At 69.0% G+C, this 6,460-nt stretch carries 4 protein-coding genes and 1 pseudogene; all 5 read right to left on the bottom strand.

Annotation, left to right across the window (positions count from 1 at the left end; all coding sequences use genetic code 11):
* Positions 1–573, bottom strand: a pseudogene (locus ON37_RS26790) (lipase); the annotation flags it as partial.
* A gap of 157 nt (positions 574–730) precedes the next feature.
* Positions 731–1,531 (bottom strand): ABC transporter permease, encoded by an 801-nt coding sequence (locus ON37_RS26785; RefSeq protein ID WP_245553517.1) that lies wholly within the window; start codon positions 1,529–1,531, stop codon positions 731–733.
* Positions 1,532–1,572: 41 nt separating this feature from the next.
* Positions 1,573–2,358 carry an ABC transporter permease gene (locus ON37_RS26780; protein ID WP_051032092.1) on the bottom strand — a complete coding sequence of 262 codons (786 nt, stop codon included), beginning with the start codon at positions 2,356–2,358 and terminating at the stop codon, positions 1,573–1,575.
* Positions 2,355–3,305 (bottom strand): daunorubicin resistance protein DrrA family ABC transporter ATP-binding protein, encoded by a 951-nt coding sequence (locus tag ON37_RS26775; protein ID WP_040723224.1) that lies wholly within the window; start codon positions 3,303–3,305, stop codon positions 2,355–2,357. The genes ON37_RS26780 and ON37_RS26775 overlap by 4 nt, the downstream gene beginning before the upstream one ends.
* 100 nt (positions 3,306–3,405) lie before the next feature.
* Positions 3,406–6,460, bottom strand: a 3,055-nt coding sequence (gene nbtC / locus ON37_RS26770; RefSeq protein ID WP_245553515.1) for a nocobactin polyketide synthase NbtC, incomplete at its 5' end; no start/stop codon positions are given.

Here is a 6,460-nt window from a genome sequence, read left to right as displayed (position 1 = left end):
ATAGGCTTGCGCCTTCCTGTTCAGGAAGTCGTGCATATCGGGGGTGCCGAGACCGTGATAGTCGGTGACCACCACGGCCATCCCGCGCGAGAGCAGCGAATACAGCGCCACCACATCGTATTCGGCGATCACATCGAACGGCGGGCGGTATTCGGCGAGCTGCGACAGCAATTTCGAGGGCGCGCAATGATCACCCTGGCCCTGTGTTCCGACCGCGTAGGCGACCAGCGGCCGATCGCCCGGCCCGGTCCACGGCAGCATCGGTTGTAAATAGGTGCCCACCACCGCTGTCGGCGCGTCGTGAGTATCGCTGCTGACGTACATCATGCGCGTCGCCGTCGCCGGTACCACGCCGGGTTGACCGGGAGCCGACAGCATCAGCGATGCCGGTTGAGCACGGAGGATGGCGCCCGGTGGCGCCGGTGGCAGCGGGGCCGGTGGTATGTAGAAATCGTCGGCGGCCGCGGGCACCGGCGGCTGCGCCGCGCCGTGCGGCGCGGAAATCGCACCGCCCGCAATCACTATGAGAGTTCCGAACAAGACAGCTGCCGCACCGCGTATCCGGCTGTGCACGATTCGTCCTTCCTGAGCTCCTCGGAATGCCTAATCGGAACGAACAATCGAACCTCGAAAGTACCGAAAAGAAGGGATCGAATTCCGTGAATCAGCCGGACGATCCGGTGCGTCGGTTACGAATGGGCTAATGCGCTGTCCGCGTGCGGAGTACCGGTCAGCTCTGCGCGGCGCGCCGATAGCCGCGGACGGCGACGGCACCGAACACGACGACCAGTCCGACCGACCAGGCGAGGGTCTGCACGACCGGAATCACCAGCGGACCGCCGAGCATGAAATTGCGCATGGCCTCGATCGCGCAACTCATCGGCTGGGCGCGAACGATCGGCTGCAACCAGCCCGGATAGTTCTGCACCGGCACGAAGCCGGAATTGAAGAACATTCCGACCAGGACCACGATCGCGAACAGCTGCACCACCTTGTCCCCGGCGCTGCTGACGCCGACCGCGATCACCAGCGGGGTGAACCCGGCTATCACCACCACGGGGATCACCAGCACCCCGAGCACTCCGCCCCAGCCCTGGTGGAACCGCAATCCCAACGCCATCCCGACCGCGACCACGACGATCGTCGCCGCGAGAGCGCGGGCGCATTCGGCGAGCAGCCGGCCGGACAGACCGGCCCAGCGGTGCACCGGCAACACCCAGAAACGGCGCAGCAGACCACTTTCCCGCTCCGCGTACAGCGACATGCCGGTGCCCATGGCGCCGTACATCGCCCCGGCCACGGCGATCATCGGCACGAATCCGTAGATCGGATCGCCGTCGCCGGTGGCGCCGAGGGATTTGTCCAGGACCAGGTCGTACATGAGCAGCAGCAGAATCGGCAGCACCAGCGTGCTGGTGATCACCTCGGGTTGCCGCGACCACCGCCGCAGCAACCGGCCGGTCTCGACCGAACTCTGCGACCAGAAGTCCCCCGCACGGGTGCCCAGTGGATCCGCGGAAGCCGGTGGCACACTCCCATGGTTACGCGCGCTGCCGCCTCCGGTCGCGTCGCTCATGCCCGGTGCCCTTCCGCTCGTGTGGCCAGGGTTGCCGCTACCAGAAGCAGGCCCGCGATCCATATCGCCGCCACGGTGAGTTCCGACGGGTACTCCCCCGCAGCGAGGCCGCGCAGCGCATCCGCGAGCTGCGAGACCGGCTGGTTGCGCACGAACGGCTGGATCCAGCCGGGAAAACCCTGCACCGGAACGAAACCCGTGGACGTCATCACCAGCAGCAGTTGGGGTCCGAACAAGACGGTGCCGCTGAGTTCGGAGTTGCGGGTGATGGTGCCGAGTGCGTCGGTGGCCACCACCAGGGCCGCGCCGAAGGCCAGCACAACGGCCACGAAGACGATCGCCGAGCCGGCCGAGTGGAAACGGAAGCCGAAGACGGTACCGATGACCAGTGCGCCGACCAGTGCGGCCAGGGCGCGCACCAGATTCGCCGACATTCGCGCCGTCACCGGAATCCAGGGCGGCACCGGCATGGCCCGCAGCCGGGTAGCCATCCCGCCGACGACCTCGCGCGCCGCCCGGTCCCCGGCGAACATCGAGGTGAAGAACATCGCGAAAACAGCGATCAACGGCAGCAGGTATTGCGCGTAGTCGATCCCACCGGCTTCCATCGACCGCCGCAGCGGCACATAGAAGCAGACGAAGAACACCACGGGTGCGGCGAAGGTCAGCACCACGTCGCCCTCGCGCACGGTGGTGCGAATGGTGCGGCCGCTCAGCGCCGCCCACTGGAGATAGGCCGGAATCCGCAGTGGCTCCGCGAGATTCGGGGCGGTCGTGGTCATGCGGACACCTCATCGGCCGGTTTGGTCAGCTGGATGAACACCTCGTCGAGCGAGGGCCGGCGCAGTGCGATATCGATCAATTCGATCCCGGCGGTGGTGATCCGGTCGAGCGCGGCGGACAGGGTTACCGCGCCGTCGGGGGCCGGTATCGACACCCGATCCCGGGAATCGGCGACGGTGACCGTACCGAGGCCGGCGAGCGCCTCGGCGACCGCCGGCACGTCGGCGGCGTCCACGGGCACCACCTCGCAGTAGCTGTCGCCGGAACGCGCCTTCAACTGGTCGGCGGTACCCTCGGCGATCACCGTGCCCTTGTCGACCACGATGATGTTGTCGCTCAACGCATCCGCTTCCTCGAGGTACTGGGTGGTGAGCAGAATGGTCACACCCTGTTCCTTGAGCGATCGCACCAGGGCCCACAGACTCTGCCGGCTGACCGGATCGAGTCCGGTGGTCGGCTCGTCCAGGAAGACCACCCGCGGCGGCCGGACCAGGCCGCAGGCGATATCGATGCGCCGGCGCATACCGCCCGAATACTGGCCGACGCGGCGTTCGGCGGCCTCGGTGAGCGCGAACTGCTCCAGCAGTTCGTCCGCGCGCTGGGCGGCGGCCTTGCGGCGCAACCCCATCAGGCGGGCGAACAACACCAGATTCTCCCGGCCGGTGAGCATTTCGTCGAGGGCGGCGTACTGACCGGTGAGCATGATCGAGGAACGCACCCGGTCGGCCTGGGTGACGACGTCGTAGCCGGCGACTCGCGCGGTTCCCGCGTCGGGGCGGATCAACGTCGACAGCACCGACACGGTGGTGGTCTTCCCGGCACCATTGGGTCCCAGCACGCCCAGCACGCTGCCCGCCGGGACGGTGAAGCGGATCCCCCGCAGCGCCTGCACGGCACCGAAGGATTTCCGCACGCCTTCGACGACGATCGCGTTGTCCGCAGCCATTGAATTCGACACCATGCTCTCCGTCCGAGCGCCGTTACTTTGGTAAGGCTAACTTAATCTTTCGGGCAACTCCACCCGTAGCGCGGGCGGCGCCGCACGCTCAACCGAGCAAAGTCACCACTTCGTCGAGCGAGGCTCCGCCGAGGATGGCGGTGACCGGCAGCTCGCGCCGCAGCTGGGCCTCCACCCGCTTGCGCAGGTCGAGCGCTTGCAGGGAGTCCAGGCCGAGCGCCACCAGCGGGACGGTGCCGTCGATCGCTTCGCCCGGTTCCAGACCCATCACCACCCGCAGGGCGTCGCGCACGGTGTCGGCGGTATCGCGCGCAGGGACGGCGGGCTCCTCCTCGGTGGTCGCTGCCGCGGTCCCGACCGCGGGTCCGTCCGCGGTGTGGGGCGTCGGCGTCGGTTCCGGTTCGTCCTCGGGCAGTTCGGCGAACAGCGGTGCGAATCCGAAGACGGCGAACAGCTCTCGGATCCGGCCCCAATCGGCCGCGGCGACCAGCACATTCGCCGCGCGTGCCGCGACGCCGGCCGCGACCGCGACCGCGGGATCCATCGGCAGCAGACCGGTTCCACTGATTCGTGCCAACGCCTCGGCGTGGTCGGCGCCCACGGCGCGCCACAGTCCCCACTGCACCGATGAACAGTCCACCCCGTCCGCGCGCAGCTGCGCCGCCTGCGCGTCGAGCAGGCGGTTCACCGCAGCGTAGACCATGTGGCCGCGACCGCCGAGGGTGGCCGACAGCGAGGAGCACACCACGATCCGACCGTCTTCGGTGCGCGGGAAAAGCCGCACCAGATTGTGCAGCACAACGGATTTGGCGGTGGCCGCGGCTCGGACGGTGGCCGGGTCCGGATCGGCGGCGGCGGCCGCGTAGTCCACTGCCGCGTGCACGATCAACGAGGCGGGAGTGTCGGCGTAGTCCCGCGCGAGCGCGCTCAGCGCGGCCTCGTCGCCGGCATCGCAGCACCGGACGACGACCTCGGTGCGACCGCGTCCGGCGATCTGGGCAATCCGCGCACGCGCGGCATCCGTCTCGCCCGATCTGCTGATCAGGGTGATCCGTCCGGCGCCGGCGGCAGCGAACTGCTCGGCGAAATCGAGTCCGAGTTTCCCGGTGCCGCCGACGATGACGACCTCGCGCAATTCCTCGGCCGGCGGCGCGTCCGGTGCGGTCCCGGCAGGCACCAACCGCTTGGCGTAGTACCCGCCGTCGCGTACCGCGAGTTCCGGCTCACCGGCGATGTGGACGGCCCCCAGCACGAACTTGGCCGCCGCGGCGGTGTCCGCCGCGGCGCTCAGATCCAGGTGCCGGAAGGCGGTGCCCACGTGTTCGCCTGCCAGGCAACGGAATCCGGACTGCGCGGCCGCGTGGAACGGGTCCGGCAGATCGCCGTCGACGACCTGTTCGCCGCCGCGGGTGACCAGCCAGACATCGCCGATGCCGGCCGGATCGGGCAACCAGCTTCGGTCACCGAGAAATTCGGCCACGTCGGCCACGGCGCCCGCGTCCGACGGTGGCGGCACCAGGACGACGAGCGTGTCCGGCTGCCCCTCGCCGCTGTCGACGACGGTGACTCCTTGCCGCGGCGCCGCCGTGCGCACGGCCGCGGCCAGATCCGCGTTCCCGCCCGACGGATCGACGAGGGCGACGGTGCGTGGCGGCACCATGGTGCGCCGCGGCAATCGGACCCAGCTCTCGGCGACCCGCTGCGGCGCGACGGTCCCGGCGTCCGAAACGCCCTCGCCGCCGGGCGTTTCGGTACGGGCGTAGTCGAAGGGCGCCCACAGCCGCTTCGCGGTCATCCGGGTATTCGGGAAATCGAGCAGGGGCAGGGCCGGTGCGCCGGTGCCGGGCACCCGCAGCGCCGCCCAGCGGTAGTTCGCGTCGTGCACGGCGACGGTGGCCAGATTGCGGGTGAACTCCCGCAGATCCTCGGCCGACCGCCGCGAGGTGCCCAGCGCCTGGAAGTCGCGCTGCCCCGGAATCTCGCTCAGATTCTCCTGAATCGCCAGCATGAGCGTGGGGTGCTCGGAGATCTCCAGGAAGGTATCGATACCCAGGTCGGTGGCCTTGCGGATAGCCAGGTCGAAGCGCACCCGATTGCGCAGATTCAGATACCAGTAGTCGACGATCGACAAGCCCGGATGCAGGCGGTCGCCCATGGTGGCGCCGATGCAGTCGATCTCGGTCTCCAGGAAGGCGTGATTGTCCATCTCGGGACCGACCGTGGCGGCGAGCAGGTCCCGCGCGGTGCTGACATAGGACGTGTGCGCGGGGTACTGGACCCGGATCTCCTTCGCGAACTTCCCTGCCGCGGTGAGTGATTCGACGATTCCGGCGACGGCTGCGCGCTCGCCGGAGATCGCGAGGATGTGCCGGGAGTTGATCACCGACAACTCCACGAAATCGGCCTGCCGCGCGATCAGATCCTCGCACTCGTCCCGATCGATCCCGAGCACGGCCATCGAATAGCCGCTGAGTTCGCGGTCGTCGACGATTCGGGCCCGGGTGGTGACGATGCGGACGGCGTCGCGCAACGTCTGCGCACCGCTGACGTAGGCGGCGGCGATCTCCCCCTGGGAATGGCCCACGGTCGCCGCCGGGTCGACCCCGGCGGCCCGCCACATCGCCGCGATACCGACCATCTGCATGAACAGCGCCGGCTGCACGGTCATCGCCTTGTCGTCGGCCTGCAGTTCGGTGTCGAGCAGATACGACCGCGGCGACCACCCGTACAGGTCGTGAAAGACCTTGTCGCACTCGTCGATAGCGTCACGGTAGGCCGTCGAGTGTGCGTAGAGCATCGCGCCCATACCGGGCCGCTGACTGCCCTGACCGGGGAACACATAGGCCGCCCGGCTCGCACCCGCCGCGCGGGCGCTACGCACCACCGCCGGATGCGGGCGGTCCTCGGCCACCGCGCGCAGCGCCGCCACCAGATCGGTGTCGGGCCCGGCCATCACCAGCGCGCGGTGCCGGCGTGCGGATCGGGTCCGAAACAGCATGTCCGCCACCTGATCCGACGACACGTCGGGATGGTCGGTGAGGTAGCCGGCAAGCGCGGCGGCCTCGGCGGCCACCAGCTCCGCCGTATCGCTCGACAGCAGTACCGGAACGCTGCCGTCGGGAAGCCGGTAGCTAGACATGGTT

The organism is Nocardia veterana NBRC 100344 (assembly GCF_000308855.1).
Classification (GTDB): Bacteria; Actinomycetota; Actinomycetes; order Mycobacteriales; family Mycobacteriaceae; genus Nocardia; species Nocardia veterana.
The sequence above is the reverse complement of the archived record's forward strand: the minus strand, read 5'-3'. Positions and strand labels throughout refer to the sequence as shown.

What these genes read in the sequence shown, in the direction of transcription:
- ON37_RS26780 (WP_051032092.1), bottom strand. Translation starts at nt 2,358, where the DNA reads ATGACCACGACCGCCCCGAATCTCGCGGAGCCACTGCGGATTCCGGCC.
- ON37_RS26775 (WP_040723224.1), bottom strand. Translation starts at nt 3,305, where the DNA reads ATGGCTGCGGACAACGCGATCGTCGTCGAAGGCGTGCGGAAATCCTTC.